Source organism: Saccharothrix tamanrassetensis, from assembly GCF_014203665.1.
GTDB lineage: Bacteria > Actinomycetota > Actinomycetes > Mycobacteriales > Pseudonocardiaceae > Actinosynnema > Actinosynnema tamanrassetense.
In genome coordinates, this window is sequence record NZ_JACHJN010000005.1 from 107,264 (window position 1) to 132,264 (window position 25,001).

At 71.4% G+C, this 25,001-nt stretch carries 24 protein-coding genes and 2 pseudogenes; 11 read left to right on the forward strand and 15 right to left on the reverse strand.

Going from position 1 to position 25,001, the window contains the following annotated elements; all coding sequences use genetic code 11:
* Position 1: 1 nt before the first annotated feature.
* From FHS29_RS16940 to FHS29_RS16960, 5 genes are all read right to left on the reverse strand, one after another.
* Positions 2–1,366 carry an alpha/beta hydrolase gene (locus FHS29_RS16940; RefSeq protein ID WP_184691636.1) on the reverse strand — a complete coding sequence of 455 codons (1,365 nt, stop codon included), beginning with the start codon at positions 1,364–1,366 and terminating at the stop codon, positions 2–4.
* Positions 1,367–1,571: 205 nt separating this feature from the next.
* On the reverse strand, positions 1,572–3,413 hold the full coding sequence (locus tag FHS29_RS16945; protein WP_184691637.1) for a S8 family peptidase: 1,842 nt from the start codon (positions 3,411–3,413) through the stop codon (positions 1,572–1,574).
* A gap of 334 nt (positions 3,414–3,747) precedes the next feature.
* Positions 3,748–4,317, reverse strand: coding sequence for a riboflavin biosynthesis intermediates N-glycosidase (ybiA, locus tag FHS29_RS16950; RefSeq protein ID WP_184691638.1), 570 nt, complete (start codon positions 4,315–4,317; stop codon positions 3,748–3,750).
* 170 nt (positions 4,318–4,487) lie between these two features.
* Complete coding sequence (locus tag FHS29_RS16955; RefSeq protein WP_184691639.1) at positions 4,488–5,063, reverse strand: YdeI/OmpD-associated family protein; 576 nt, start codon at positions 5,061–5,063, stop codon at positions 4,488–4,490.
* Between the two features lie 102 nt (positions 5,064–5,165).
* Complete coding sequence (locus tag FHS29_RS16960; protein ID WP_184691640.1) at positions 5,166–6,830, reverse strand: DUF885 domain-containing protein; 1,665 nt, start codon at positions 6,828–6,830, stop codon at positions 5,166–5,168.
* Positions 6,831–7,127: 297 nt separating this feature from the next.
* On the opposite strand from FHS29_RS16960, the gene FHS29_RS16965 reads away from it, so the two are divergent.
* Entirely contained in the window at positions 7,128–7,331 is a 204-nt protein-coding gene (locus tag FHS29_RS16965) for an antitoxin (RefSeq protein WP_184691641.1), read from the forward strand.
* Between the two features lie 291 nt (positions 7,332–7,622).
* Here the strand turns inward: FHS29_RS16965 and FHS29_RS16970 are convergent, their stop codons facing one another.
* Positions 7,623–7,850: a hypothetical protein gene (locus FHS29_RS16970; RefSeq protein ID WP_184691642.1), complete on the reverse strand. Its 228-nt coding sequence runs from the start codon at positions 7,848–7,850 to the stop codon at positions 7,623–7,625.
* 164 nt (positions 7,851–8,014) lie between these two features.
* On the opposite strand from FHS29_RS16970, the gene FHS29_RS16975 reads away from it, so the two are divergent.
* Positions 8,015–9,511, forward strand: a complete 1,497-nt coding sequence (locus tag FHS29_RS16975) for a trypsin-like serine protease (RefSeq protein WP_184691643.1) — start codon at positions 8,015–8,017, stop codon at positions 9,509–9,511.
* A gap of 114 nt (positions 9,512–9,625) precedes the next feature.
* Here FHS29_RS16975 and FHS29_RS16980 read toward each other — a convergent pair whose 3' ends face one another.
* A complete protein-coding gene (locus tag FHS29_RS16980) occupies positions 9,626–10,051 on the reverse strand; it encodes an ATP-binding protein (RefSeq protein WP_221456187.1) in 426 nt (141 codons plus the stop codon).
* Positions 10,052–10,146: 95 nt separating this feature from the next.
* Between FHS29_RS16980 and FHS29_RS16985 the strand changes: the two genes are divergently transcribed.
* Positions 10,147–10,473, forward strand: a complete 327-nt coding sequence (locus FHS29_RS16985) for an STAS domain-containing protein (protein WP_184691645.1) — start codon at positions 10,147–10,149, stop codon at positions 10,471–10,473.
* A gap of 8 nt (positions 10,474–10,481) precedes the next feature.
* On the opposite strand, the gene FHS29_RS16990 is transcribed toward FHS29_RS16985, so the two are convergent.
* Positions 10,482–11,873 (reverse strand): PP2C family protein-serine/threonine phosphatase, encoded by a 1,392-nt coding sequence (locus FHS29_RS16990; RefSeq protein WP_184691646.1) that lies wholly within the window; start codon positions 11,871–11,873, stop codon positions 10,482–10,484.
* Between the two features lie 96 nt (positions 11,874–11,969).
* Here FHS29_RS16990 and FHS29_RS16995 point away from each other — a divergent pair, with 96 nt between their 5' ends.
* From FHS29_RS16995 to FHS29_RS17005, 3 genes and pseudogenes are all read left to right on the forward strand, one after another.
* Positions 11,970–16,397, forward strand: coding sequence for a hybrid sensor histidine kinase/response regulator (locus tag FHS29_RS16995; protein ID WP_376774439.1), 4,428 nt, complete (start codon positions 11,970–11,972; stop codon positions 16,395–16,397).
* An 84-nt stretch (positions 16,398–16,481) separates the two neighbouring features.
* Positions 16,482–16,933: pseudogene (locus FHS29_RS17000) on the forward strand (DUF5753 domain-containing protein).
* Positions 16,930–17,109, forward strand: coding sequence for a DUF397 domain-containing protein (locus tag FHS29_RS17005; RefSeq protein ID WP_184691648.1), 180 nt, complete (start codon positions 16,930–16,932; stop codon positions 17,107–17,109). Before FHS29_RS17000 ends, FHS29_RS17005 begins: the two are co-directional and overlap by 4 nt.
* Here FHS29_RS17005 and FHS29_RS17010 read toward each other — a convergent pair.
* The 7 genes from FHS29_RS17010 to FHS29_RS17040 all read right to left on the reverse strand — a co-directional run bounded on the left by FHS29_RS17010 (position 17,106) and on the right by FHS29_RS17040 (position 20,562).
* The gene (locus FHS29_RS17010) at positions 17,106–17,453 is read right to left on the reverse strand and encodes an STAS domain-containing protein (protein WP_184691649.1); all 348 of its coding nucleotides are present in this window, start codon (positions 17,451–17,453) and stop codon (positions 17,106–17,108) included. The two genes, FHS29_RS17005 and FHS29_RS17010, sit on opposite strands and share 4 nt — an antisense overlap.
* Positions 17,454–17,514: 61 nt before the next feature.
* On the reverse strand, positions 17,515–17,895 hold the full coding sequence (locus FHS29_RS17015; protein ID WP_184691650.1) for a response regulator: 381 nt from the start codon (positions 17,893–17,895) through the stop codon (positions 17,515–17,517).
* Positions 17,892–18,962, reverse strand: a complete 1,071-nt coding sequence (locus tag FHS29_RS17020; RefSeq protein ID WP_184691651.1) for a PAS domain-containing sensor histidine kinase — start codon at positions 18,960–18,962, stop codon at positions 17,892–17,894. Before FHS29_RS17020 ends, FHS29_RS17015 begins: the two co-directional genes overlap by 4 nt.
* A 35-nt stretch (positions 18,963–18,997) precedes the next feature.
* On the reverse strand, positions 18,998–19,417 hold the full coding sequence (locus tag FHS29_RS17025; protein ID WP_376774448.1) for an ATP-binding protein: 420 nt from the start codon (positions 19,415–19,417) through the stop codon (positions 18,998–19,000).
* 28 nt (positions 19,418–19,445) lie between these two features.
* Positions 19,446–20,093, reverse strand: coding sequence for a response regulator transcription factor (locus FHS29_RS17030; protein ID WP_184691653.1), 648 nt, complete (start codon positions 20,091–20,093; stop codon positions 19,446–19,448).
* Between the two features lie 50 nt (positions 20,094–20,143).
* Positions 20,144–20,401: a hypothetical protein gene (locus tag FHS29_RS17035; protein ID WP_184691654.1), complete on the reverse strand. Its 258-nt coding sequence runs from the start codon at positions 20,399–20,401 to the stop codon at positions 20,144–20,146.
* Positions 20,398–20,562, reverse strand: a complete 165-nt coding sequence (locus FHS29_RS17040; RefSeq protein ID WP_184691655.1) for a hypothetical protein — start codon at positions 20,560–20,562, stop codon at positions 20,398–20,400. The genes FHS29_RS17035 and FHS29_RS17040 overlap by 4 nt, the downstream gene beginning before the upstream one ends.
* Before the next feature lie 399 nt (positions 20,563–20,961).
* On the opposite strand from FHS29_RS17040, the gene pcaH reads away from it, so the two are divergent.
* From pcaH to pcaC, 5 genes and pseudogenes are all read left to right on the forward strand, one after another.
* The gene (pcaH, locus tag FHS29_RS17045; protein WP_184691656.1) at positions 20,962–21,690 is read left to right on the forward strand and encodes a protocatechuate 3,4-dioxygenase subunit beta; all 729 of its coding nucleotides are present in this window, start codon (positions 20,962–20,964) and stop codon (positions 21,688–21,690) included.
* The gene (gene pcaG, locus FHS29_RS17050; RefSeq protein ID WP_184691657.1) at positions 21,683–22,258 is read left to right on the forward strand and encodes a protocatechuate 3,4-dioxygenase subunit alpha; all 576 of its coding nucleotides are present in this window, start codon (positions 21,683–21,685) and stop codon (positions 22,256–22,258) included. Before pcaH ends, pcaG begins: the two co-directional genes overlap by 8 nt.
* Positions 22,233–23,573, forward strand: a complete 1,341-nt coding sequence (gene pcaB / locus FHS29_RS17055) for a 3-carboxy-cis,cis-muconate cycloisomerase (protein ID WP_184691658.1) — start codon at positions 22,233–22,235, stop codon at positions 23,571–23,573. Before pcaG ends, pcaB begins: the two co-directional genes overlap by 26 nt.
* Positions 23,570–24,322 (forward strand): 3-oxoadipate enol-lactonase, encoded by a 753-nt coding sequence (gene pcaD, locus FHS29_RS17060; protein ID WP_184691659.1) that lies wholly within the window; start codon positions 23,570–23,572, stop codon positions 24,320–24,322. Before pcaB ends, pcaD begins: the two co-directional genes overlap by 4 nt.
* Positions 24,322–24,699 (forward strand): annotated as a pseudogene (gene pcaC, locus FHS29_RS17065) (4-carboxymuconolactone decarboxylase); the annotation flags it as partial. The gene pcaD and the pseudogene pcaC, both read left to right, overlap by 1 nt.
* Between the last annotated feature and the right edge of the window lie 302 nt (positions 24,700–25,001).

Below are 25,001 nucleotides of genomic sequence, written 5' to 3' on the forward strand. Positions count from 1 at the left end.
GTCAGTCTCCCGGACAGACGGTTCCCGCCGCCGGGAGAACACCGGTCGCGAAGTAGCGGTGCACGTGCCCGCGCACGCAGGCGTTGCCGCGCCAGTAGACCGCGTGCCCGGACGGCACCTGGAGATAACGCGATCCGATGAGCTGCGCGGCCACCCTCCGACCGTGCGCGGGCGGCGTCACCGCGTCGTGGTCGCCGTTGACCACCAGCGCGGGCACAGCGGCCCGGAACGGGTGCTGCGCGAACATGGTCGTCCTCGGCAGCCCCGCGCAGTGGTTGGCGGTGATCCAGACCTGACGCCACCCGATCAGCGGCGCGACCTGGCGGACCTGCGTCTCCAGCGCCTTGAGGTCCTGGTACCGCGTGGGGTAGCGGAAGTCCGCGCACAGCATGATGCGGGACAGGTCCGGATCGCGGGCGCCCACGTCCACCGTGAACCGGCTCGCGTCGCCGGCGTGCGCCTCGGCCAGCGAACGGGCCAGTTCCACCCACTCGACGCGGTCGTCCCCGAACGAACGGGCCACGATCCGGGCCGCGCTCACCGTGCCGCCGGACGACGCCGGGATCGGTGCGCGGGCCAGCACTTCGGTCCAGACCCGCAGCACGTCCCGGCCGTGCAACGCGCACTGCGCGTCGCCGGAGCACCACTCGGCCATCCGGTGCAGGTTCCGCTCGTCCGCGGAGGCCTTCGCACCCACCCAGTCGACCAGGGACCGGTTGGTGTGGTCGAAGACGCTGTCCAGGTAGAAGCGGCCGACGCGGTCCGGGAAGAACTCGGCGTAGGCCTGACCGAACACCGTCCCGTAGGAGTTGCCGTAGTAGTTCAGCTTCCGCTCGCCCAACGCCGCCCGCATGGCGTCCATGTCCCGTGCGACCTGCCAGGAGTTCAGGTTCCCCGCGAGTGGACCGGCCGCCTCGGTGCACCGCGTGCCGAACGTGTGGTTCTCCGCCCGGTAGCGGTCGAAGGTCTCCTGGTCGTCGAACACGTACTCGGCGCGCTGCGGCGACGGCACCGGGCAGGTGATCCCACTGCTCCCACCGAACCCGCGCGGGTCGGCGAGCACCACGTCGAACGACGCGGCCAGGTCCGCCAGCGCGTCCTTGACGTGGGGCAGGTAGGCGATCTGCTCGCCCGGTCCGCCGAGGTTGACGAACACCGTGCCCTGCTTGTGCTGCCGGGCGGGCAACTTGGCCAGCCGCAACGTGGTCTTCGGGCCGGCCGGTCGCGCCCAGTCGGCCGGCACGGTCACGTTCGTGCACCGGATGCCGTCGCCGCAGTCCTGCCAGCGCTGACCGGCGGACGCGGGCGTGGCGGTCGCCGTCAGCAGGCTCAGCACGGCAGCCGTGATCGTGATCGGTTTTCGCATGCCGTGAGGCTGACGGCCGCGGGCTGTCGCACGCCTCTGCCGTGGGACAGATCTTTCAAGCCCCGATACACCGTGCCGCGCGGTGAGCCTGCCGTCGCCGGGAGGCCCCGCACGAGCGCGGGTGTCGTCGGGCAGGCCGGGCACGGCTCGGCTGGAAGCGGAAGCGCCCGACGAGGGGGACTCGCCGGGCGCCTCCACCCTGCGGTCAGACCGTCAAGGTCCAGGAGTCGATCTTCCCGGTGTCGTTGACCTCGACGTCCTGCACGCGCAGCCGCCAGGTGCCGTTGCGCGCTTCGCCGGACAGGTTGACCGTGTAGGTGCGGTTGATGTTGTCCGCGCTGCCGCCCGCCCGGTTGTGCAGCACGTAGGCGCTGCCGTCCGGGGCGACCAGGGAGACGACCAGGTCCCCGACGTAGGTGTGCACGATGTTCACCGCGACCGTCGCGGTGGACGAGGCATTGCCGGCGCAGCCGGAGACCGTGACGGAGCTCTGGCTGGTGTACCCGTCATAGATTGCGTAGTCCGTGCCGTTGGTGACGGGCGGACAACCGCCGCCGGTCTTGGACACCGTGATGGTGAACGTCGCCGAACCCGTCTTGTCGGCTTTGTCGCGGGCGGTCACGGTGACGTTCGCGGTGGTCTCGACGGTCGGGGTGCCGGAGATGCGGCCGGTGGACGAGTCGATGGCCAGGCCGGCCGGCAGACCGGTGGCCGACCACGTGTACGGCGCGGAGCCGCCGGACGCGCTGTTGTCCATCGCGAACGGTTGGCCCACGGTGGCGGTGCGGTTGCCGGGGTTGGCGACCGTCACCTCGCCGGGCTGGACGTTGTTGAGGAAAGCGGTGTACAGCAGCACGTTCGGCGAACCGGTGTTGATGCCGGACAGCTTGCCGGTGGTGCCGTTGGTGACCAGCGCGCTGCGCACCTGCGCGGGCGTGGCCGAGGGGTTCTGCGCCAGGTACAGCGCCGCCGCGCCCGCCACGTGCGGCGAGGCCATCGACGTGCCGGACATGGTCGCGCTGCCGGTGTTGCTGCTGTGCGACGCCGACACGATGTTGTCACCGGGCGCCCAGATGTCCAGGCAGGTGCCCCAGTTGCTGTCGCTGCGGCGGGTGTCGGTCCGCGTGCTGTTGCCGACCGTGATCGCCTCGGGCAGCCGCTGCGGGCTGTAGTAGCAGGAGTCGTCGGTGGAGTTGCCCGCCGCCTGCACCCACTGCACACCGCTGTCGATCACCGACTTCACCGCGTTGTCGATGGTCTGGTTGGTGCACCGCTGCCGGCACCCGATGCTGTAGTTCACGACGGCCGGCTTCACCGCGTTGTTCCTGACCCAGTTCATCCCGGCGATCAGGTCGTCGTCGGTGGCGCTGCCGGAGCAGTCCAGCACCCGCACCGCGACGATCGTCGCCTTCTTCGCCACGCCGTACGAGGTGCCCGCGGCCGTGCCCGCGACGTGCGTGCCGTGCCCGTGGCAGTCCTGCGGCGTCGAGTCGTTGTCGACCGCGTCGAACCCGGCCGCGACCCGCCCGGAGAAGTCGGTGTGGCTAGCGTTGAGCCCGGAGTCCATGACGTAGACCCGTGCGCCCTGGCCGGGACCGGCCGGGTAGGTGTAAGCGCCGTTCAGCGGCAGGTCCCGCTGGTCGATCCGGTCGTCACCCCAGTTCGGCGGGTTGGTCTGGGTGTCGGTGGCGACCATCCGCGTGACCTGCTGGACGTACTGCACCTTCGGGTCACTCGCGACCTCGGCGGCCTCGTCGGCGGACATCGCCACCGAGTACCCGTCCAGGACCGCACCGTAGGTGTGCCGGATCTGCCCGCCGTACTGCCGCGCCATCGACACCGCCGCGGCGCCGACCGCCTGGGCGCCCTGCCCCTGGCTCTTGAACACGACGATGTAGCGGCCGGGCACCGCGTCCGCCGAGTCGGCGTTCACGATGGCGACCGGTGGCTGCGCCGCCGGGGCGGACGTGGCCGGTGTCGCGGAGTACGCGATCATTCCCGAAGCGGCGATCGCGCAGGCGACCGCTTGTATCGTTGATTTTCTCATGGGTTGCCGAAATCCTCACTTCGCAGGGTGAGCGAGCCCGTCACGTGCCTGTGGGCAGTGTTTGTCGGGCTCTGCCGACAAACCGTACGAGTCGAAGTGAGGGGGAACAAGGATTGCTCGGCAAGACTCGCAATAAACGATGAACGCGCAGGTGGAGCGTGGCTGTGCTTGACCGTCGGCTGGTCTGCGGATGCCCCTACTTATCGCAAGAGAACTCACTACCTATAGCTACGACGGCCTGCCTGAATAAACTACGGGCTATTCTCCGGCGGCTTTCGGCGGTCACTCGCACAGGTGGCGGTGAGGATGTGCGCGCCACCGCCGACCCCCCGCCTTAGGTCGTGCGTTCCGCCTTGGACAACTCGCTGCGCACGTCGGCCAAGGCGAACCCCAGCAGGTTCAGCCCCCGCCACCGCGCGGGGTCCTGCGCGCGGGGATCGGCGGCGGCCAGGCCGATGCCCCAGATGGTGTCGAGCGGGCTGGCCTCCACCAGGACGCGGTCGCCCGTGCCGAGCAGGAAACGGCGCAGCTCGGGGTGCTGCCCGAACTTCGCGACATTGCCCGCCACCACGACGTCGTACCGACAGGCCTCCCAGCGGGCGTGGTCGAACCCGCGCACCGCGCGCCCCAGATCCCTGGCGCGGCGGGGGTGTGCCGCCCGCAGGATCTCCTCGGCGGTCGCCTCGTCGCCGAACAGCACGGCCTTGCGCCACATCATGTAGTGCTCCGCCGTGGCGAAGTCGCGACCGTCCGCGGTGAACCGGTCGGGCGACCACTGGCTGAGGCATTGCGGGCCGACGCCGTCCTGTTCCGGCTGCGGCCCCCAGAAGAACACGAACTCCACGTGCTCGCCCTGGCGAACGCGTTCGATCAAGTCGGCGACACCGCCGGGGCTGGTGGACATGGCGGACATCCTGGCAGCTCGGAAAAGCGGGGGCGAACGACATTCGGCGGATCTGCGAACGCGTCAACCGGGCGGCGCAGTCCGCCCGCACACGGACCGGACGGCACGTTCCAGCGCGCCTCGGTGCAGCGGGTCGGGACGCCGTTGCGCGGAGGCCGGCGGGGCAAGGCTCACTGCCCGCCGGGTGCGGTCAGGGACGCGACGATCCGTTGCAGCCGCGCGGTCCGGGTGGCCGGCGTCTTCGCCTTCATCAGCCTCAGCAGCAGGGCGTACCGGCCGGTCCGGTCCAGGCGGTCGAAGTGCTCCCGAGCCCCGGCGTCCGCGGCCAGCGCGTCCGCCAGGTCGGGCGGGACGGCGGCGGTGCGCTGGGGCTGGTAGGCCGCCGCCCACCGGCCGTCGGCCCGGGCGGCCTCGATCGCGGCGTGGCCCGGTGCGCGCATGCGGCCGGCGGCGATCAGCGCCTCCACCTTGTCGACGTTGACCTGCGACCACGAACCGGTCGCCCGGCGGGGCGAGTACCGCTGGAGGTAGTGGTGCTCGTCGTACCGCTTGCGTTGGCTGTCGATCCAGCCGTAGCACAGCGCGACGTCCAGGGCTTCCGGCAACGTGACCGATGACCGCCCGGAGTTCTTCTTGGCGATCTTCAGCCACACACCGCCCGAGCGGTCGTGGTGGACGGCCAGCCAGTCCTCCCAGTGGGCGGCGTCGGCGAAGTCGATGACGCCCGCGCCGTCAAGGGTCTCCATGTGCACTCCCGGATCCGTAGGTGAGAGCCATCCTGCGCCGCAAAGTGCTCACCGAGTGAGCACTTTGCGGCGCGGTTCGCACCGGGATCGGAAAGCTCGAGGTCAGCCCGCGATCCAGCGGTCGACGATGTCGGTCAGGGTCTCCAGCGGTACCGCGCCGTTGGCCAGCACCTGGTGGTGGAAGTCCTTGACGTCGAAGCGGTTGCCGAGTTCCCGGGTCGCCCTGGCCCGCAGGTCCTCGATGTGCAGCCGGCCCAGCAGGTAGGCCGTCGCCTGGCCCGGCCACGCGATGTAGCGGTCGATCTCGTTGCGCACGTTGGTCTCCGTCCCCGCCGAGTTGTCGCGCAGGAACGACCGCGCGCGGTCGCGGGACCAGCCGAAGTGGTGCATCCCGGTGTCCACGACCAGGCGGCACGCCCGCCACGCGTCGAACGACAGCATCCCCATCCGGGCCAAGTCGTCGGTGTACAGGCCCATCTCGTCGGCCAGCCGCTCGGTGTAGAGGCCCCAGCCCTCGGCGTGCGCCGTCACGTAGGTGAACCGGCGGAAGTCCGGGATGTCGGTCAACGACTGGGCCAGCGCGACCTGCAAGTGGTGTCCCGGCACGCTTTCGTGGAACGACAGCGCCTCGTACTCGAACCGGGGCCGCGACCGGGGCAGGTGGGTGTTCACGACGTGCGCACCGGGCCGCGAACCGTCGTCTGCGGGCGGCCGGTAGTACGCCAGCACGGAGCCCTCGGCTTCCGCCGGGTGCATCGGCTCGACCACGCACCGTGCGATCTCGTAGCGGTGGAACCACTGGGGCAGCGCGACCTCCGCGCGTTCCAGGGCGGCGACCGCGCACGCCACGATCTCGTCGGCGTTGTCGAAGCGCAGCCGCTCGTCGTCGCGCAGCCGGCGCAGGATTTCCGGCAACTCCGAGGTGCCGAGCACCTTGTCGCCGAGCCGGACGAACTCCTCGTGCACCTCGGCGAGCTTGGTCAGGCCGATCTCGTGGATCTGCGCGGGGCTCAGCTCCGTCGTGGTGTGCGCCCGCACGGCCGCGGTGTACGCCGCCTCACCGCCGGGCACGTGGCAGATGCCCACGTGGTCGTCGTCCCGTCCCACGGGCAGCAGTTCGGACACCGTGTCCGCCAACCGGGCCAGCGCCGGCCGGACGGTCGATCGCACCACGGCGGCCACGCGTTCGGCGTCCGCGCCGGTCACGGGCCGCAGGAAGGGGTCGCCCGCCAGGTCCGACGCCAGGTAGCCGCGCAGCTGCTGCACGGTCTGCCGCGCGCCGGACGCGGTGGGGAACCGGCCGTCCGCGACCGCCTCCCGGTACCGCGCGCCCGCCGCGTCGAAGTACCCGCTCAGGCCCCGCAACCGCCGCAGGTAGGCCTCGGTGCCCGCCGCGTCGGTCAACGCAACGGTCGGCACGGTGGAGAACACCTGGTTCTGCACGCCCACCAGGCTCGCGGACACCGCGATCTCGGCGGTGCCCGAGCCGAACCCGCTCGCCAGCTCCGCGTGGTTGTCCCGCAGCAGGCGGCCGAGCATCGCGTGCGTCACGGTGTCCTGGCCGGTCAGGCCGGTCGGGTCGATCGCGTCGAGCCGGCGCCGGAAGCCCTCCAGCCGGGCGAGCCGGCGCCGGTCGGCGTCGCGGCTCGGGTCGGGCACCTCGCCGTCGTGGCCGGGCACGCCGTACATGGTGGCGGCGAACGGGTCGGTTTCGAGGTGGTCCTGGAAGTACTCCGCCGCCAGTCCCGCGAGCTGCACGTCGGTCACGGTGCTCCTTCCGGGGGTCGGTAGCCCTGTTCGCGAGGGTAGTGGCCACCGTCGTCACCGGAAGCCGCTACAAGTGGTGTCCGCACCGGCCGATGCGGCCCGGCAACGCTCGCTGCCGGCATCGGTGGACACGGACGCGCCGAGAGAGGGTCCGGATGGCCGAGTGGTGGTGCCGCGTCTGCGGCGAGTGAAAAGAACCGTCGCACGTTCGGGTGAGTCCGAGTCGATCGACGCCATACCGGGTACCCCCGGCCCGGAGTGTCCACACGGGAGGCTCCGCGTCAGGAGGGTGTTCAGATGGGCATCGGCGACAAGTTCGACGAGCTGAAGGACAAGGCCAAGGACGCGCTGGGGCAGCACGGCGACAAGGCGGAGCAGGGCGTCGACCGGGCGGGGCAGTTCGTCGACGACAAGACCGGCGGGCAGCACTCCGAGCACATCGGCCAGGGCACCGAGAAGGCCAAGGAAGGCCTGCGCGACCTGGGCGACCAGCAGCGGTGAGCCGGCGGACCGGCGGTGGCCGTCGAGTGCGGCGGTAGGTGAGGGGTGCCAGAGCAGGCCGTCGGGTTCCGCAGCAGGACACCGGGTGCCGCAGCAGGTCGTCGAGACCGCAGCGGGTCATCGGGTGCCGCAGGTCGACAGGTGCCGCGGCAGGGTGTCGACGGCGGGGCGGTAGGGCCGCGCGAATCGCGGTTGCGCCGTCGAGCGCAACGGGGGCCGTCCACCGGACGGCCCCCGTTGTCGCGCGCGTCGGGGGAAGGCCGCCCGGTGAGGGGCGGCCTTCCCGGTCGGCTACTTGAGTCGGGCGGCCAGCAGCTCCTTGCCCTGCTCGGCGCCCTTCCGGCTCTCACCCTGCGCCCGGCGGAAGAAGTCGGCGAGCTGGGTGTCGCCTTCCCGTTCCGCGTCGGCGATGTAGGTCTCCAGGCGCAGCGCGTTGCTCAGGCACGCCTCGACGAACCAGATGATGTTGTAGTCCTTGTCCTTGGTCCCGGTCACCGGACCGGCTTCCGTGCTGGACACGGTTTCCTCCTCGGTCGTGGTCTCCCAGGCAGGGGGATACCCACGAATAAGTGCCGTACCCCTGCGGATCACGTCCCTGATCGTTCCCGTTCCGGTGCCGCCCGACAGTGGGCGTGCCGCTTCACCCCGTGCTGAGGCGGCTGTCCGCCTGGAAGGGAAGCACAGTGAAACGACCACGTCCCAGGGGCCTCGTGGCCCTCGTCGCGGCGGCCGTGCTGCTACCGCTGCTCCCCCTGAGCGGCGCCGCCTCGCCGGGCGACACCCCTGCCGCGAACTTCGAGGGCGACACGGTGCCCACCCGATCGGACGAGGGCGGCCTGTTCCACAACGGCCAGAGCGCGACCGTGGACGAGTTCCCCGCGATCGTCGCGGGCGTCCGCCATGGTGGACGCCGTCCCCGGGGGCAGAGCTGCACCGGTTCGGTCGTCGCGCCCCGCAAGATCCTGATCGCGGCGCACTGCGCCGACGCCCGGGGCGAGAAGGGCTTCGTGTACGGCCTGGACGACCTCAACGCGGGCGGCGGTTTCCGCACCAAGGTGGTCCGGTTCGAGAAGCACCCGAAGTACGTCGACTTCGACCAGGGCTACGACGTCGCGGTGGTCACCGTGGCCGACGACATCCCCGTGCGCGGCGGCCGGTACGCGCAGTTCGCCACCTCCGCCGACTCCGAGCTGGCCGCGCCGGGCGAAGAGGGGCTCGGGTTCGGCTACGGCAAGAAGGACTTCGGCGACGACCAGCGGGACGTGACGCTGGACAAGGCGACCCTGCCGATCGTCGACGGCGACTCGGTGTGCCGGGGCGTCGGCGCGGGCTTCAAGTCCGCCACGATGATCTGCGCCGGGTACGCCGACGGCCGCACCACCATCCTGCCCGGTGACAGCGGCGGGCCGCTGATCGTGGACGGCAAGATCGTCGGCGTCGCTTCCTGGAGCCGCAGCGACTTCAGGTGGTACAGCGTGTACGGCCGGCTGACCAACGACATGGGCGACTGGGTGAAGCAGGAGGTCGGCACGCCGCAGTCCGACTTCACCCTGGGCGCGTCGCCGAGCAGCCTGAAGGTGACGGCGGGCGGGTCCGCGTCGACCACGGTCACGTCGGTGGCCGGCGCCGGTGGTCCCGAGTCGGTGACGTTGTCGGCGTCCGGGCTGCCCAGCGGTGCCAAGGCGGTGTTCCAGCCGACGTCCAACCAGACCGGTTCGAACGCGAAGCTGACCGTGGAGACGGCCGCCACCACACCCGGCGGGACGTACGACGTGACCGTCACGGGCACCGGGGCCGGTGGCAGGACCGCCACCACCACGCTGTCGCTGACCGTGGAGAACGGGACACCGCCCGGCGGCGACGTGTCGGTGAAGGCGGATCCGGGTTCGGCGTCGGTGCAGCAGGGCTTCCTCGCCCGGTTCTCCGTCACGGCCTCGGGCGGCACCGGCAGCCTGACCCTGTCGGCGTCCGGCAACCCGGCGGGCACCCGGGTGCGGTTCGAGCCGCGCACCATCGCCCAGGGCGGCAGCAGCGACGTGTTCCTGAGCACCGGCTTCCAGGCCCCGCCCGGGACGTACCCGATCACCGTCGAGGCGACTTCGGCGGACGGCCGGAGCGGGACCACCACCTTCACCCTCACCGTCACCCGGTGGGGCGCACAAGGGATGGCGGTCTCCTAGCCGGGCACAGGCGGAGTCCCCGGTGAGCGACCCCGACCGGACCCGTCCGGTCGGGGTCCACCTCGTGACAGCCCGACGTGCGACGTCCGGGGGGTCGTCCCGGGCGTGGTGCGGTTACGCCAACTCCGCCCAGACGGTCTTGCCGCGGGTGGTGGGGGTGGTGCCCCAGTCGCGGCTCAGCGCCGCCACGATGATCAAACCGCGCCCGCGCGCCGAGTCGACCTGCACGGGTCTCGGCTGCGGCATGGCGGGGGACTGGTCCGCCACGTCGATGCGGATGCCCTGCACCGTTCTGGACACCGTCAGCTCCAGAGGCCCGGTGGCGTGGTCCACCGCGTTCGACACCAGCTCCGTCACCACCAGCGCCGCGTCCTCGGCCACGTCGGGGGACACCCCCCATGTCGCCACCGCTTCTCCGACAATGCGTCGGGCCTGCGCGGACGCACCGGCGGTTGCGGGCAGCGTCACGGCCACCGGCGTCGCTGGCTCGTTGCGCACAATCCGCTCCCGTTGATCGGCCGTTACCGCATCGTCGCACATCCCGTCCCTTGACCCACCCAGTGGTCGCGTCCTGGAGCGCCTTGCTGCACGATCTGTAGCGGCACGGCACCCGCCGGGCGGAGAGGCGCGACGCGATGGACTTGCAGGTGCGCAGTGAGGTCCGCGGCGGCTGGACGGTCGTCGCGGTGTCGGGCGAGCTGGACGCGGACACCGTGCCCGTGCTGTCCGACCACCTCGAGGAGACGCCGGGCGCCCGGCTGGTGGTCCTGGACCTGAGCGGTGTGCCGTTCATGGACACCACCGGGCTTTCCCTGATGCTGGACTGGCATCGGCGGCTCGACGGCGCGGGCGGCCAGTTCCGGATGGCGTCGTTGCAGCCGTCGGTGCACAAGCTGTTCCGGCTCACCGAGCTGATCGAAGTGATGCACATCCACGATTCGGTGGACGAGGCGACGGCCTGAGGGCCTGGTCACTGCTCCGCCTGCACGACCAGCACCGTCAGGTCGTCGTGCTCGGCGCTGCCCATCCACGAGAAGACCACCCGCCGCAGGTGTTCGGCCACCGCTTCGGCGGGCAGGCCGGCGCACTCCGCCAGCGAAGCCTTGAGCCGGGTGTCGCCGAACAGGTTCTGCCGGTCGCCGTGGGCGCGGGCCTCGGTCACGCCGTCGCTGTAGAGCAGCAGGGTTTCCCCCGGTCCCAGCGCCACGGTGGTCTGCTGGAAGCGGACTTCGGGCAGCACGCCGACGATCCCGCCGTGCACCGCCACCTCGTCCACCCGCCCGTCGGACCGCAGCACGAGTGGCGCGGGGTGGCCGCCGGCGGACAGCGTCACGCGCAGCCCGCCCGCCTGGACGGGGACCAGGTTGCCGACCACCAGCGTGGTGAACAGCCGGCTGCCGGCGGCGCGCAGGGCGGAGTTGAGCAGGCGCAGCAGCTGCGCGGGGCGCTGTTCGACCAGCAGCAGGGTGTGCAGGCTCTGCCGGACGCGGCCGGAGTGCACGGCGGCCTCCAGCCCGTTGCCGGCCACGTCGCCGAGCACGAACGCGGCGCTGCCGTCCTCGCGCGGGTGCACGTCGTAGAAGTCGCCGCCGATCAGGGCACGGCGGTGCGCGGGTTCGTACACCCTGGCCAGCCGTACGCCGGGGACGGTGGGCAGCGGGCTGGGCAGCAGGTTCGCGCGCAGCGCCTCCACGGTGCGCTCGTGCTCGCCGAACCGGGTGCTCACGTCCAGCGCCGCGGCGGCCCGTTCGGCGAACCGGGTGAGCAGTTCGACGTCCCGCGTCCCGCCGAAGCTCACCAGCGCGCCGCCGCCGTTCAGCGCCACCGCCGTGCCCACGCCGGTCGCGCCACCCCACGCTCCATCACCCAGGCGGGTGATCTCGGCGTGTCGGGCGGTGCCGTCCAGGACGTCGGGTAGTCCGGGGGCGGTGTGCGCGGCCTGCCGGGGTGTGCGGGCGGCCGTGACCTCGCCGTCGGCGCCCCGCCGCCACCACTCCAGCCGGCCCCGGCCACCGGGTACGACCAGCACCGGGTGCGGTGCCGGGGCCAGTTCCACCACGGTGCGCAGCGTCTCGGCGCGGTCGGTGAGCGCGGACAGTTGGCGGGAGGCGTTCTCCAGGAAGTCCTCCGCGCCCCGGTACCACGCGGTCCAGCCGCCGCCCAGGTCCTGCGAGCGGCCCTCCACGGTGGCCCGCGAACCCGGTCTGGCCTGGGGGAACAGCACCGCCGCGAGCGGGTTGACCAGACGCACGACACCGCCGGGGTCGAGCACGACCACGGCTTCGTGGAAGCCGTCGACGAGGCGGCGCCACGCATCGAGGTCGAGGCCCGCTTCGGCGCCTTGCCGGTAGCCCTGGGCCATTTCGGCTCCTGTGTGTCGGGTCGTGACCAACCTAGCGGACACGCCTGGTCCAACAGTGGCAGGCTTGGCGCAGATCCGCTGACGTTGGAGGCCCACGTGACGACCGCCCAGGACGACACGGACGTGACCCTGGCCCGGCTGCTGACCGCGATGCGGGAGATGCGGGACGGCAACTTCCGCCGCCGTCTCGTGGTGCCGCAGGGTCCGGCAGGCGAACTCGCCGAGGTGTTCAACGAGATCGCGGAGCGCAACCAGTGGCTGGTCGGCGAGCTGGTGCGGGTGCGCCAGGTGGTGGGCCAGGAGGGCAGGCTCGGCGAACGGCTCGCGCCCGGCGCGGGCCCGCAGGGCTGGGCGATGGCGGCCGAGGCGGTCAACGGCCTGATCGACGACCTGACCCGGCCGACCACCGAGCTGAGCCGGGTGCTCGCGGCGGTGGCCGAGGGCGACCTGTCGCAGGAGATCACCACCACCGGGCGCGGCGAGGTCGCGACGCTGGTGGAGAGCTTCAACTCGATGACCGAGACGCTGCGCACGTTCGCGGGCGAGGTGACCCGGGTGGCGCGCGAGGTGGGCACGGACGGCCGGCTGGGCGGCAAGGCGATCGTGCCGGGCGTGGCGGGCACCTGGAAGGACCTCACCGACTCGGTGAACTTCATGTCCGACAACCTGACCGCGCAGGTCCGCGACATCGCGCAGGTGGCGACGGCGGTGGCGCAGGGCGACCTGTCGCAGAAGATCACCGTCACGGTGGCGGGCGAGATGCTGGAGCTGAAGGACACCGTCAACACGATGGTGGACCAGCTCTCGTCGTTCGCCGACGAGGTGACGCGGGTCGCCCGCGAGGTGGGTACGGACGGTCGGTTGGGTGGTCAGGCGCAGGTGCCCGGCGTCGGCGGCACGTGGCGCGACCTGACCGACAACGTCAACTTCATGGCGAACAACCTGACTTCGCAGGTCCGCAACATCGCCCAGGTGGCGACGGCGGTGGCGCAGGGCGACCTGTCGCAGAAGATCACGGTCGACGCGCGCGGCGAGATCCTGGAGCTCAAGGACACCATCAACACGATGGTGGACCAGCTCTCGTCCTTCGCCGACGAGGTGACCCGGGTCGCCCGCGAGGTGGGCACGGACGGTCGGTTGGGTGGTCAGGCGCAGGTGCCCGGCGTCGCGGGGACGTGGCGCGACCTCACCGACTCGGTGAACTTCATGGCGGGAAACCTGACCTCGCAGGTCCGCAACATCGCCCAGGTCACCACGGCGGTCGCGCAGGGCGACCTGTCCCAGAAGATCGACGTGGACGCGCGCGGCGAGATCCTCCAGCTCAAGACCACGATCAACACGATGGTGGACCAGTTGTCGTCGTTCGCGGCCGAGGTGACGCGCGTGGCCCGTGAGGTCGGCAGCGACGGTCGGCTGGGTGGTCAGGCGCAGGTGCCGGGGGTCGCGGGGACGTGGCGCGACCTGACGGACTCGGTGAACTTCATGGCGGGCAACCTGACTTCGCAGGTCCGCAACATCGCGCAGGTCGCGACGGCGGTCGCGCGGGGCGACCTGTCGCAGAAGATCACGGTGAACGCGCGGGGCGAGATCCTGGAGTTGAAGGACACCGTCAACACGATGGTGGACCAGTTGTCGTCGTTCGCCGACGAGGTGACGCGGGTCGCCCGTGAGGTGGGTACGGACGGCCGGTTGGGTGGTCAGGCGCAGGTGCCGGGCGTCGGCGGCACGTGGCGCGACCTCACCGACTCGGTGAACTTCATGGCCAACAACCTCACCGCCCAGGTGCGCAACATCGCCCAGGTGACCACGGCGGTCGCGGGCGGCGACCTGTCGCAGAAGATCACCGTGGACGCGCGCGGCGAGATCCTGGAGCTGAAGTCGACCATCAACACGATGGTGGACCAGCTGTCCGGCTTCGCCGACGAGGTGACGCGGGTGGCGCGCGAGGTCGGCACGGACGGCCGGCTCGGCGGCCAGGCGCGGGTGCCGGGTGTCGCGGGCACGTGGAAGGACCTCACCGACAACGTCAACGTCATGGCGGACAACCTGTCCACCCAGGTCCGCAGCATCGCGGCGGTGGCGACGGCGGTCGCGGGCGGCGACCTGTCCAAGAAGATCACCGTCGAGGCCAAGGGCGAGATCGCCGCGCTGGCCGACACCATCAACGGGATGGTGGACACGCTGCGGGCGTTCGCCGACGAGGTGACCCGGGTGTCCCGCGAGGTCGGCACCGAGGGCATCCTCGGCGGCCAGGCGCGGGTGCCGAACGTGGCGGGCACCTGGAAGGACCTCACCGAGAACGTCAACTTCATGGCGAACAACCTGACCAACCAGGTGCGCAACATCGCCCAGGTGACCACGGCGGTCGCGCGCGGCGACCTGTCGAAGAAGATCGACGTGGACGCGCGCGGCGAGATCCTGGAGCTCAAGACCACCATCAACACCATGGTCGACCAGCTCTCCTCGTTCGCCGACGAGGTCACCCGGGTCGCGCGCGAGGTCGGCACGGAGGGCAAGCTCGGCGGCCAGGCCGAGGTGGAGGGTGTCTCGGGAACCTGGAAGCGGCTCACCGAGAACGTCAACGAGCTGGCCGGGAACCTCACCCGCCAGGTGCGCGCGATCGCCGTCGTGGCCACCGCGGTCACCGCCGGCGACCTGACCCGGCAGATCACCGTGGACGCGTCCGGCGAGGTCGCCGAGCTCAAGGACAACGTCAACCGGATGATCGGCAACCTGCGCGAGTCGACCCGGGCCAACCAGGAGCAGGACTGGCTCAAGACCAACCTGGCCCGGCTGTCCGGCCTGATGCAGGGCCACCGCGACCTGCACGCCATGGCGTCGCTGGTGATGAGCGAGCTGACCCCGCTGGTGTCCGCGCAGCACGGCGCGTTCTTCCTGGTGGACGGCGACTCGGACGCGCTGGAGCTGACCGCCACCTACGCCTACCAGCCGCGCCGCGGCAGGCCGACCCGGTTCGCCCGCGGCGAGTCGCTGATCGGCCAGGTGGCGGTGGAGAAGAAGACCGCGCTGGTCACCGACGTGCCGCCGGGCTACCTGGAGATCGGGTCCGGGCTGGGGGCCGCGCCGCCGCTGAACCTGGTGATCCTGCCGATCGTGTTCCAGGGCGAGGCGCTGGGCGTGATCGAGCTGGGGTCGTTCAGCGAGTTCACCGAGGTGCACCTGGACCTGCTGGACCAGTTGAAGGAGAACATCGGCGTCAACGTGAACACCATGCTCGCCAACGCCCGCACGGACAGCCTGCTGGTGGAGTCGCAGCGGCTCACCGAGGAGCTGCGGGCCGGTTCGGTGGAGCTGGAGGCGCGGGCGCGGCAGCTCTCGTCGGCGTCGAAGTACAAGTCGGAGTTCATGGCGAACATGTCGCACGAGCTGCGCACGCCGTTGAACTCGCTGCTGATCCTGGCGAAGCTGCTGGCCGACAACCTGGACGGCAACCTCAACCCGAAGCAGGTCGAGTTCGCCAGGACGATCCACTCGTCGGGCACCGACCTGTTGCAGCTCATCGACGACATCCTGGACCTGACCAAGGTCGAGTCCGGCCACATGCAGGTGCAGACCGACCCGGTGCGGGTGTCCGACGTGGTCGGCTACGTGGAGGCGCTGACCCTGCCGCTGGCCGCGGAGAAGGGCCTGGACTTCGACGTCACGGTGGACCCGGACGTGCCGTCCACGCTGCACACCGACGAGCACCGGTTGCAGCAGATCCTGCGCAACCTGCTGTCCAACGCGGTGAAGTTCACCCATGACGGTGAGATCCGGCTGCGCATCCGGCTGGAAGACGGCGCGGTGGCGTTCGACGTGCAGGACACCGGCATCGGCATCCCGGCGGAGAAGCTGTCGGTGATCTTCGAGGCGTTCCAGCAGGCCGACGGCACCACCTCGCGCAAGTACGGCGGCACCGGCCTGGGGCTGTCGATCAGCCGTGAGCTGGCCGCGCTGCTGGACGGGCGGCTGGACGTGCGCAGCGAGCCGGGCGAGGGGTCGACGTTCACGCTGTACCTGCCGTTGAGCGACCAGGGCCTGATGCCGGCCGAAGCCGAGGTGCCGGAGCTGCTGACGCCCGCCGCGGCGCCCGGCCTGCCCGCCGACGCCCCGGCCGAACTGCCACCCGCGCCGATGCGGTTCCACGGCGAGAAGGTGCTGATCGTGGACGACGACCTGCGCAACGTGTTCGCGCTGACCAGCGTGCTGGAGCTGCACGGGCTGGAGGTCATCTACGCGGACAACGGCATCACCGGGGTCCGGGCGCTGGAGCAGTACGACGACGTGTCGCTGGTGCTGATGGACATCATGATGCCGGAGTTGGACGGCAACGCGACCATGGCGGCGATCCGGGCGATGGCGCGCTACGAGGACCTGCCGGTGATCGCGGTGACGGCCAAGGCGATGAAGGGCGACCGGGAGAAGAGCCTGGCCTCGGGGGCCACGGACTACGTGACCAAGCCCGTGGACACCGAGCACCTGCTGCGGCTGATCGCGTTCTACCTGGGGTTGGAGCAGGACTGACGGCCCGCCGGGGGACGCGTGATCGGGCCGGCGGGCCGTCCCGTCCTCAGTGAGCCGCCGGTTCGCGGCTACACGCGGGCGATCATGCGCAGCGGTCGTGTGCCGCACGAGGAGGTCGAGATCCGCGTGGCGACCCGCCTCGGGCGGAGGGATGTCCTCATGCGGGACAACCCGGTGCAGTTCACGGGTTCATCGGCGTGCCCGCCATGCGGAGCAACATCGGCGGGCCGGCCGTGATGGCGGAGCAGTTGAAGCACCTGGGCAAGTTGGCGGAATGGCCGAACATCACGATCCAAGCCATTCCGGAATCGACGGAATGGCATCCGGGCCTGGAAGGTGAATTCCTCGTCATCGACACCGAGGCGATGAGCGTGGTACACGTCGAGAACCGCTTGAGTGGATTGTTCTACCAGGACAAGGCAGACGTCATGGCGTACCGGGAAGCAGTGGAGCAGATGCGGGGCGTCGCGCTGAGCCCGAGCGAGACCATCGGGCTGATCGCTCGTGAGATCGACCGAATCGAGGAGGCCGAATGACCGAATGGCGGAAGTCCAGCCGTAGCACGAACACCGACTCGTGCGTCGAAGTGGCCGGTGGGCTCGCGGCGGTGCGTGATTCGAAGAATCCGGACGGGCCGCGGTTGGCCTTCCGGGGTGCCCGGTCGGTCGCCGCGTTGCTGGCGGCGGTGCGCAGGGGTCGGTTCGACGGTTAGCCGGGGCAGGTCCGGGCAGTCCGCCGGACGTGGTCGAAGGCCGCGTCCGGCGACGGGCACAGCGGCAGGTACCGCGCCAGGTCGGTCACCTCCAGCGCGCGCAGCACCGTACGGCTGGAGGCGACCACGGCGAGGTCGCGGATGTCGTGGTGGGCGTCCAGCAGCAGTTGGATGCCGGTGGAGCCGAAGAACGTCACTTCGCGCAGGTCCAGGACGACGGCGGTGGTGGTTCGCAGGGCGGACCTGACCCGGGGCGCGGTGTCCAGGTCGATCTCCCCGCTGACGGCCACCAGCAGCACGTCGCCGTGCCACGAGGTCCTGACGGTGATCAGCGGCTGCTCCATGCCGGCACTCCCGACGCCGTGGCTGGCTGCGGCACCTGACGCTACGGGACGGTGCGAGCGGTTACAACTTCCCGAACGGTCCTCGCGCCAAGCGGCGGACGGTGGCCACGATGTCGGTGTTCGGCACGCCCTTCACCAGGTACTCGGTGACACCGGCGCGGCGCATCTCGGCGACCGTCGCCGGGTCGGCGTACGCGGAGAACGCCACGACGCGCGTCGTCGGGCAGCGGTCGCGCAGTTCGCGGGCCACCCGGATGCCACCGCCGCCGGGCATCCGGACGTCCAGCACCACGATGTCGGGCAGGTGCCGTTCGGCGAGGTCGATCGCGTCGGACGCGGTGTGCGCGATCGCCACCACCGCCAGGTCGGACTCGGCGGTCAGCACGTCGTGCAGCGCCTCGCCGATCATGATGTCGTCGTCGCAGATGAGCACCCGGGTCATGCGGTGTCCGACGTGGTGGGCAGCCAGAACCGGACCGCCGTGCCCCCTTCGGGCCGGATGCCGAGCGTCCACCAACCGCCGGCGGTCTCGGCGCGTTCGCGCATCTCGATCATGCCGAAGTGCTCCAGCCCCGCCTGGTGGTCGCGGGTCAGGCTGATGCCGATGCCGTCGTCCGCGATCACCACCAGCGTTCCGCGGTCCACCGTGGACAGGGTGATCTCCACCGCGGTCGCCCGCGCGTGCTTGTGCACGTTCGTCAGCGCTTCCTGGCAGATGCGGAAGATGGTGATCGCGGTGTCGACCGGCGGTTCGCGCTCCAGTTCGTCCCGCACGGCGTGCGCCAGGTCCCACATCGGCGCGACGTCGCCGAGGTACTCCTCCAGCGCGGCCACCAGGCCGTTCCGGTCGATCTCCGGCGGGCGCAGCCGGAACACCAGCATCCGCAGGCGTTCGACCGCGCTGCGCACCGCCTGGTCGAGCCTGGTCACGGTGGCCACGTGCTCCTCGGGCACCCGGTCCGCCAGCAGCTGCAGCCGCATCCCCACGGCGACCATCGACTGGATGGAGTCGTCGTGCACGTCCCAGGCGATCCGCCGGCGTTCCAGCTCCTGCGCCTCCACCAGGTGGTGGACCAGCCGGCGCCGTTCCAGCAGGGCCTGCTCGGCCCGCCGCCGCTCGGTCATGTCGCGGGTGACCTTGCCGAAGCCGCGCAGGTCGCCGGTGGCGTCGAACAGGGCGGTGATCACCACGTTGGCCCAGAACCGGCTCCCGTCCTTGCGCAGCCGCCACCCCTCGTCCTCCAGCCGCCCCTCGGCGATGGCGATCTCCAGCTCGCGGTCCGGTTTGCCGGCCGCGATGTCCTCCGGCGGGTAGAACGTGGAGAAGTGCCTGCCGAGGATGTCGTCGGCCCGGTAGCCCTTGATGCGCTCCGCGCCGCTGTTCCAGCTGGCCACGTGGCCGTCCGGGTCGAGCATGAAGATGGCGTAGTCGACCACGCCCTCCACCAGCAGTTGGAAGGCCGATTCCGGCATCCGGTCGACCGGTCGGCGGCGCGGCGGGTTCGGCATGGGGCCACTGTGCACCATCCGCGCACCGGGCGCGGCTAGTCCAGCTCGCACCACACGACCTTGCCGTCACCGCGCGCGGCCACGCCCCAGCGCCGGGCCAGCCGGTCGATGAGCGGCAGCCCCCACCCGCCGTCCGTGCCGCCGGGTCGGATGGAAGGCCACCGCGGACTGCGGTCGGACACCTCTACCCGCACCCGTTCCGCGCAGCCTGCCAACCGGAGCGTCGACGGGCCCAGCGCGTGCCGGTTGGCGTTGGCGACCAGCTCCGAGACGGCCAGCACCACGTCTTCGTGCGTGCCCAGGTAGCCCCACGCCAGCAGCGTTCTGCGGGTGAACTCACGAGCCAGACCGGCACTGCCGGAACCGCCCGGTGAGCTGTGTTCGGCCACCAGAGCAGCCGCCGCGGCATCCACGTCGGCACTGTGCCCCAGCCCACCGGCCACCGCGAGACGCACCCTGGTCAAGCCGGCTGGTGCAGCTGCACTAGTCGACCAGGCCCTCACGACGGGCGATCGACACCGCCTCGAGCTTCGACCGGGCGCCCAGCTTGTCCAGCACCCGCTGCACGTGGTTGCGCACGGTGTTGCGCGCGACGCCCAGCCGGCGGCCGATCTCGTCCGTGCTCGCGCCGTCGGCCAGCAGGGACAGCGTCTGCCGCTCCCGCTCGGTGAGCGACGCGCCGGTGGCCGGCACCCGCCCGGTGAGCCGGTTGAGCACGCCCGCGAGCAGCGACCCGTCGAACACGGCCTCGCCCTCCGCGACCCGCCGCACGGCGTCGACCAGCTGCTCCAGCCCGGACGACTTGAGCACCAGCCCCGCGCCGCCCACGGCCACCACGCGGGCGGCGATGGACGAGGTCGCCTCGCCGGTCAGCACCAGGACCTGCGCGCCCAGCTCGCGCAGCCCGGCGATCGCGGCGATCCCGTCGCCGTCGGGCAGCCGCCGGTCCAGCAGCACCACGTCGGGGCGGTGCCGCCCGGCCGCGTCCATCGCCTGCGCCACCGATCTCGCGGTGGCCACCACCCGCACGTCGCCCGTCCGCTGGAGCGCCAGCCCGATCGCCTCGGCGACCATGTCGTGGTCCTCCACGAGGAGCACGCGGATCGGGGCCGTGCGGGACGGTTCGGACATGCGGTGCGTCCTCTACGGGCGGTGGATGGCCGAGTGGGGGAAATCCCACCCTAGACCGGCAGCGACCGCTGGGTCTGGCTGAGACCGACCACGAGCGCCGGCAGCCCGCTGACCAGGCCCGGCCGGTGCAGCACTGCCGGCACCCGGCAGCGCAGCACCGCCGTCGCCCCGGGCGGCGGCGTCAGGTCCCGGCCGCCCGCGAACGAGGTGGACTCCCCGGTCGCCGCGCTCGGCGGCGACGGGCCGTCGCCGGTCAGGGGAGTGCCGGCGACGGCTTCACCGCTGCCCGGACGGACCCGCAACGTCACCGACCGGACGTCCAGCGGATCCGCGAGCAGGTCCTCCGATACATCCGCAGTTCGCCGCTCACGCTCGCGCCCGGCACGGACGGGTCGACCAGGGCCACGCCGTCGCCGACGGCGGTCATCTCGCGCCACCCGATCCGGTCGTCCCGGTACCCGCCGCGCACTCTTGCACCGCATGACCATCCACTTCGGACGGTCGTTCCTGCGACGTGGGGATTTCCGCCGTGGGTCGGGCCGACCAGCCCGGCGGCAAGTGCGCCGGCACCGATTGCCGCCGGCGCCGCCACCCGAACGGGTGGTGCGGCGACTGGTGAGCGATGTGGACGTGCTCGATCTCTTCACCCCGGTGCGCGAGCGTGCAGACCGAGCGTGCAGACACTGGGCAGTTCGGTCGGGAACCACACCCGGTTCAAGAGGCAGGGGTTTACTTCCGGTCAGTGGAACCGGGCATTGCTCGCCCGAATGGTCCAACCTAGGTTTGCCGGCACCCGGCGGTGGGCTCGTCCCGCCGACCGGCTCTACCGGCTGAACAATTCCCTCGGCGGACGAATCAGGAGGGCGCGGTGCCACTCGACACGACCACGCCGCACTACCGGCGGGACACCGGCTCGCAGCCGCCCGTGCACTGGCCGGACTACGTGTCCAACCGGGCCAGGTCCCCGCACCGGCCGCTGACCCTGCTCCCGCAGCGGCTCGGTGAGATCACCGGCCCGCTGCTCGGCGAGGGCCGGGTCGGCCCGGACGACCACGACCTCACCGTCGGGCACGACGGCGAACCCCAGGGCCAGCGGATCATCGTGTCCGGCCGGGTGCTGGACGGCGACGGCAGGCCCGTCGCGGGCACCCTGCTGGAGGTGTGGCAGGCCAACGCGGCCGGCCGCTACCGGCACGCCGGCGACCGGCACCCCGCGCCGCTGGACCCGAACTTCACCGGCGTCGGCCGCACCCTCACCGACGCCGAAGGGCGCTACTCGTTCACCACGATCCAGCCCGGCGCCTACCCGTGGCGCAACCACGACAACGCGTGGCGTCCCGCGCACATCCACTTCTCGCTGTTCGGCACCGCGTTCACGCAGCGGCTGATCACCCAGATGTACTTCCCCGGCGACCCGCTGTTCTTCCAGGACCCGATCTTCAACTCGGTGCGCGACCCGAAGGCCCGCGAAGCGATGATCGCCCGGTTCGACCTGGACAGCACCGTTCCGGAGTGGGCGCTCGGCTACCAGTGGGACATCGTGCTGCGGGGCAAGAACCCCACGCCGCTGGAAGACGAGGACGACGACGATGACTGAGACGACGAACCAGCTGCAGACCACCCCGTCGCAGACCGTCGGCCCGTTCTTCGCGATCGGTCTGCCCTGGGAGGACGGTTGGCTGGTGGTGCCGGAGAGCACGCCCGGCGCGTTCCGCGTCGAGGGCCGGGTGCTCGACGGCAACGGCGACCCGATCCCGGACGCGATCGTGGAGACCTGGCAGGCCGACCCGGACGGCCGGTTCGACCACCCCGACGACCCGCGCGGCGCGGTGCCCCGGAAGGACTTCCGGGGATTCGGCCGCAGCGCCACCGACGTCGAGGGCCGCTACGGTGTGCTGACCGTGAAGCCCGGTCCGCTGCCGACCGGCGACGGCGGATGGGAGGCGCCCCACCTCAACGTGTCCGTGTTCTGCCGGGGGATGCTCATCCGGCTGGTCACCCGGATCTACTTCCCCGACGAGGAGGCCAACGCGCACGACCCGGTGCTGAACTCGATCGACGACCCGGCCGCGCGCAACACGCTCATCGCCGCGAGCGCCCCGTTCGGCTACCACTTCGACATCTGCCTGCAAGGGGAGCATGAAACCGTCTTCTTCGACGTCTGAGCTGTTCGGAGGGCTGTTCACCGACCCGGCCGTGGAAACCGAGATCTCCGACCGGGCCTGGGTGCGGGCCATGCTGGACTTCGAACGCGCGCTCGCCATCGTCCAGGCCAGGGCGGGCATCGTGTCCGAGGAGGCGGCCAGGATGGTGGTGACCGCGATCGACGTCGGCCGCTACGACCCGGCCGAACTCGGCGAGGGCGCGCTGACCTCCGGCACCCCCGTGGTGCCGCTGGTGCGGGCGATCGGCGCGCACGTGACGGCCGAGGGCCGCACCGCCGTGCACAACGGGGCGACCAGCCAGGACGTGCTGGACACCGCGATGTCCCTGGTGGCGCACCGCGCGCTGGGCCCGATCCTGGACGGGCTGCGCGGCGTGGCGGGCGAGTGCGAACGGCTGGCCCGGCAGCACCGGCAGACGCTGATCGCCGGCCGGACGCTGGCGCAGCACGCGCTGCCCACCACGTTCGGGCTGAAGTGCGCCGGCTGGCTGGTGGCGGTGGACGAGGCGACCGACGCGCTGGAACGGGTGCGCACGCAGCGGCTGGCGGTGCAGTTCGGCGGTGCGGCGGGCACCCTCGCGGCGGTCGACGACCCCGGCCTGACCGACCAGCTGGCCGCGCAGCTCGGCCTGGTCGCACCCCTCATCCCGTGGCACACCGACCGGACCAGGATCGCCGAACTGGCGGGCGCGCTCGGCGTGGCGTCCGGGGTGCTGGCGAAGATCTCCCAGGACGTGGTGCTGCTCGCGCAGACCGAGGTGGCGGAGGTCGCCGAAGCCGAGGGCGGCACGTCGTCGGCCATGCCGCACAAGCACAACCCGGTGCGCGCGGTGCTGGTGACGGCGTGCACGCGACGGGTGCCGGGGCTGGTGTCGACGGCGCTGGCGGCGATGGCGCAGGAGCACGAGCGGGCGGTCGGCGCGTGGCACAGCGAGTGGCCGACGGTGACCGAGCTGCTGCGGCTGGTCGGCGGTGCCGTGCACGGCCTGCGCGAGCTGCTGTCCCGGCTGCGCGTCGACCCGGAGCGGATGCGGCGGAACCTGGAGCTGACCGGCGGGCTGCTGATGGCGGAGAACGTGGCGGTGCGGCTGGCCGCCCGGATCGGCCGCACCGAGGCGCAGGACCTGGTGGCCGAGGTGTGCCGGGTCGCGGTGCTGTCCGGCCGGTCGCTGCGCGACGCGCTGCGGGCGGACCTGCGGATCGACCTGTCGGAACAGGAGATCGACGAGGCGCTGGACCCGGCCGGGTACATCGGCAGCGCGTGCGAGTTCGTGGACCGGGCGCTGGCGGCGCACCGGGGGAAGGCCGACAGATGAAGCTGCACTACGAGTTGAGCGGACCGGAAGACGCGCCGGTCGTCGTGCTCGGCAACTCCCTGGGCACGACCACGGCACTGTGGGAACCGCAATTGCCGGTGCTGCACAAGAGGTTCCGCGTGCTGCGCTACGACCACCGCGGCCACGGCGGCAGTCCGGCGGCGCCGGGTCCTTACCGGATCGACGACCTGGGCGACGACGTGCTGGAGCTGTTGGACAGCCTGGGGTTGACGCGGGTGTCGTACTGCGGGGTGTCGATGGGAGCCATGGTGGGCATGTGGCTCGCGGGACACGCCCCCGAACGCATCGACCGACTCGTTCTTTGTTGCACGGCGGCCACTTACGCCACCGCACAGCCGTGGCTCGACCGCGCGGCAACCGTGCGGCGGTCGGGAACGGCGTCGATCGCCGCGCAGGTCGTGAGCCGATGGTTCACACCGTCGTTCCGTTCCCGGTCGCCCGAGACCGTCGCGGCGTTCGAGGCTGTGCTGTCCTCTGTGGACGATGAAAGTTACGCCGGGTGCTGTGACGCCCTGGCGGCGCTGGACCTGCGGTCGGTCCTGTCCGCGATCGAAGCGCCCACCGCCGTGATCGCCGGCGCGCAGGACGAGGCGACACCGCCGGAGTGCCTGCGGACGATCGCCGAGGCGATCCCCGACTCGGAACTGTTCATCGTCGGGGACGCCGCGCACCTGGCCAACGTCGAAGCGGTCGACGCCGTTTCCGTGATCTTGGACGAGCACCTGTGATGAGCGATTACGACGAGGGGATGAAGGTCCGGCGGGAAGTGCTGGGCGACGAGCACGTGGACCGGGCCGTGGCGCGGACCGACGAGTTCACCGCCGACTTCCAGGAACTGATCACCCGCTACGCGTGGGGCACCATCTGGACCCGTCCGGGGTTGGATCGGCGGACGCGGTCCTGCATCACGCTGGCGATGCTCGCGACGCTCGGGCACGAGGGTGAGCTGGCGATGCACGTGCGCGCCGCGCTGCGCAACGGGCTGAGTCGCGAGGAGATCAAGGAAGTCCTGCTGCAGGTGGCGATCTACGCAGGCGTCCCGGCCGCGAACCGCGCTTTCGCCGTCGCCCAACCGATCCTCGCGGAGGCCAGACCCGAGGCTGGACCGGGTGGTGCGGAGGCCGGACCGGGTGGTGCGGAGGCTGGACCGGGTGGTGCGGAGGCCGGATCAGGGAGCGCGGAGACCGGAACCCAGTAGCATAGATCAGCACCCCGACTTCGCCCGTCGGTCGCAGACCGGCCCACCGTCCTAAGCTGAGCACCGGGCGACGATCGGCCTGGTCGCTCCTCAGCCTTGATCGCTGGATCGGGCGAATGGCAGGGAGTTCGGGCACTATCCAGATACGCATTTCGTTGCCGGAAAAAGGAGCGCGGCACTCCCGGCGAAGCAAATGCGCACGGCCCCCC

Excerpts from the sequence above, each read along its gene's own strand:
- FHS29_RS16940 (WP_184691636.1), bottom strand. The coding sequence starts at position 1,366 with ATGCGAAAACCGATCACGATCACGGCTGCCGTGCTGAGCCTGCTGACG.
- FHS29_RS16980 (WP_221456187.1), bottom strand. The coding sequence starts at position 10,051 with ATGTGCGACGATGCGGTAACGGCCGATCAACGGGAGCGGATTGTGCGC.
- FHS29_RS16990 (WP_184691646.1), bottom strand. The coding sequence starts at position 11,873 with ATGGCCCAGGGCTACCGGCAAGGCGCCGAAGCGGGCCTCGACCTCGAT.
- FHS29_RS16945 (WP_184691637.1), bottom strand. The coding sequence starts at position 3,413 with ATGAGAAAATCAACGATACAAGCGGTCGCCTGCGCGATCGCCGCTTCG.
- ybiA (WP_184691638.1), bottom strand. The coding sequence starts at position 4,317 with ATGTCCACCAGCCCCGGCGGTGTCGCCGACTTGATCGAACGCGTTCGC.
- FHS29_RS17030 (WP_184691653.1), bottom strand. The coding sequence starts at position 20,093 with ATGTCCGAACCGTCCCGCACGGCCCCGATCCGCGTGCTCCTCGTGGAG.
- FHS29_RS16985 (WP_184691645.1), top strand. The coding sequence starts at position 10,147 with ATGGACTTGCAGGTGCGCAGTGAGGTCCGCGGCGGCTGGACGGTCGTC.
- FHS29_RS16965 (WP_184691641.1), top strand. The coding sequence starts at position 7,128 with ATGGGCATCGGCGACAAGTTCGACGAGCTGAAGGACAAGGCCAAGGAC.
- FHS29_RS16955 (WP_184691639.1), bottom strand. The coding sequence starts at position 5,063 with ATGGAGACCCTTGACGGCGCGGGCGTCATCGACTTCGCCGACGCCGCC.
- pcaD (WP_184691659.1), top strand. The coding sequence starts at position 23,570 with ATGAAGCTGCACTACGAGTTGAGCGGACCGGAAGACGCGCCGGTCGTC.
- FHS29_RS17005 (WP_184691648.1), top strand. The coding sequence starts at position 16,930 with ATGACCGAATGGCGGAAGTCCAGCCGTAGCACGAACACCGACTCGTGC.
- FHS29_RS17020 (WP_184691651.1), bottom strand. The coding sequence starts at position 18,962 with ATGCCGAACCCGCCGCGCCGCCGACCGGTCGACCGGATGCCGGAATCG.
- pcaB (WP_184691658.1), top strand. The coding sequence starts at position 22,233 with ATGAAACCGTCTTCTTCGACGTCTGAGCTGTTCGGAGGGCTGTTCACC.
- FHS29_RS17015 (WP_184691650.1), bottom strand. The coding sequence starts at position 17,895 with ATGACCCGGGTGCTCATCTGCGACGACGACATCATGATCGGCGAGGCG.
- FHS29_RS17010 (WP_184691649.1), bottom strand. The coding sequence starts at position 17,453 with ATGGAGCAGCCGCTGATCACCGTCAGGACCTCGTGGCACGGCGACGTG.
- pcaG (WP_184691657.1), top strand. The coding sequence starts at position 21,683 with ATGACTGAGACGACGAACCAGCTGCAGACCACCCCGTCGCAGACCGTC.